Consider the following 1,864-nt stretch of genomic DNA (forward strand, 5'->3'; position numbering starts at 1 on the left):
CAACCAGCTCGGGCTGATGTTCCGCTGGCTCGTCGACGACGTCAGCGAGCAGGTGCTGAACGTGCAGCGCGCGAGCAACGAGATCGCGCAGGGCAACAACGACCTGAGCGCGCGCACCGAGCAGGCGGCGTCGAGCGTGCAGGAGACGGCCGCGTCGATGGCCGAGATGACGGCGACCGTCGACAGCAACGCGGAGACCGCGCTGCAGGCGAACCGGCTCGCGATGTCGGCGAGCGAGGCGGCCGGGCGCGGCGGGCAGGCGGTGGGCGAGGTCGTCACGACGATGAGCGACATCACGGCCAGCTCGCGCAAGATCTCGGACATCATCGGCGTGATCGACGGCATCGCGTTCCAGACCAACATCCTTGCGCTGAACGCGGCCGTGGAAGCGGCACGCGCGGGCGAGCAGGGGCGCGGCTTCGCGGTGGTCGCTGGCGAGGTGCGGGCACTCGCGCAGCGCAGCGCGAACGCGGCGAAGGAGATCAAGACGCTGATCGGCGCGAGCGTCGAGCGCGTCGAATCGGGCGCGCGGCGCGTGGACGAGGCGGGCAAGACGATGGAGGACATCGTCGCGCAGGTGAAGCGCGTGTCGGACCTGATCGCGGAGATCAGCTCGTCGACGGTCGAGCAGAGCACGGGGGTTGCGCAGGTCGACCAGGCAGTCGTGCACCTGGACAACATCACGCAGCAGAACGCGGCGCTGGTCGAGCAGAGCACGGCGGCGTCGGAGAGCCTGAAGCAGCAGGCGACGCGGCTGGTGGATGCGGTGAACGTGTTCCGGTGATCGTCGGGGCGCGCACGCGATGTGCGCGCCCGATCAATGCAGCATGATTGACGTGCGCAATGCGCGTTAGGGATTTTTTAGCCAATCAAAAATGCGCTGATCGACGAATATTCGTATTCGAGATTTTATGTTGATACATTGAATCGCGATTGAGTAAATGGCGTTGAATGATCAGACGAATACCAGTCAAACCGTTTCCTGGCCTGGTGTTTGGTTTATCCATAAACAAATTGTTCGGTAAAAACAAGATCATGTATTTCTAATGCATATTTACCCGAATACACCATAATGTTTTCGTGGAATTGGCCGAAAGCGCAGGGGTAAGACCAACGTGCATGCGGACAGACCGCAATGCGCGGGTCTCGAATCAATCGACAAGCGGACGCAAGATCCGTTACCCGGAGCTCCACACCATGCGCAACAACCAGCCCGTCACGCAACGCGAATTCGATTTTCCCGATGACGCGACGCTGATGTCGACCACCGACGCGAACAGCTACATCACCTACGCGAACGCGGCCTTCATCCAGGTCAGCGGATTTTCCCCCGAAGAGATCGAAGGCCAGCCGCACAACGTCGTGCGGCATCCGGACATGCCGAAGGAGGCGTTCGCCGACATGTGGGCGACGCTCAAGGGCGGCGAGCCGTGGACCGCGCTCGTGAAGAACCGCCGCAAGAACGGCGATCACTACTGGGTGCGCGCGAATGCGATTCCGGTGATGCGCAACGGCGAGCCGAAGGGCTACATGTCGGTGCGCACGAAGGCGACGCGCGACGAGATCGCGGCCGCGGAGGCGCTCTACAAGGCATTCCGTGAAGGGCACGCCGGCAACCGGCATTTTCACAAGGGGCTGATCGTCCGCAAGGGCGTGGCCGGATTCACGTCGCTGTTCCAGACGATGTCGGTGCGTGCGCGGAGAAGCTGGTGAACGGCGAGCCGTTCGCGGTGATTATCGCCGACGACCTGCTGCACGGCGAACAGCCGGTGCTCAAGCAGCTCGTCGACGTGTTCGACCACTATCACAGCTCGGTGATCGGGGTCGAGACGATCCCGCGCGAGGACAGCCGCTCGTACGGCGT

At 62.9% G+C, this 1,864-nt stretch carries 1 protein-coding gene and 2 pseudogenes; all 3 read left to right on the forward strand.

All coding sequences use genetic code 11. The features are described 5' to 3' along the window. A partial coding sequence (locus G3N98_RS39130; protein WP_241026298.1) for a methyl-accepting chemotaxis protein occupies positions 1 to 784 on the forward strand: 784 nt, incomplete at its 5' end. A gap of 413 nt (positions 785 to 1,197) precedes the next feature. Continuing rightward, a pseudogene (locus tag G3N98_RS39135) lies at positions 1,198 to 1,701 on the forward strand (PAS domain-containing protein); the annotation flags it as partial. Continuing rightward, positions 1,695 to 1,864 (forward strand): annotated as a pseudogene (locus tag G3N98_RS39140) (UTP--glucose-1-phosphate uridylyltransferase); the annotation flags it as partial. The pseudogenes G3N98_RS39135 and G3N98_RS39140, both read left to right, overlap by 7 nt.

The sequence above is a fragment of the Burkholderia sp. Tr-20390 genome (assembly GCF_017104595.1).
Taxonomy (GTDB): domain Bacteria; phylum Pseudomonadota; class Gammaproteobacteria; order Burkholderiales; family Burkholderiaceae; genus Burkholderia.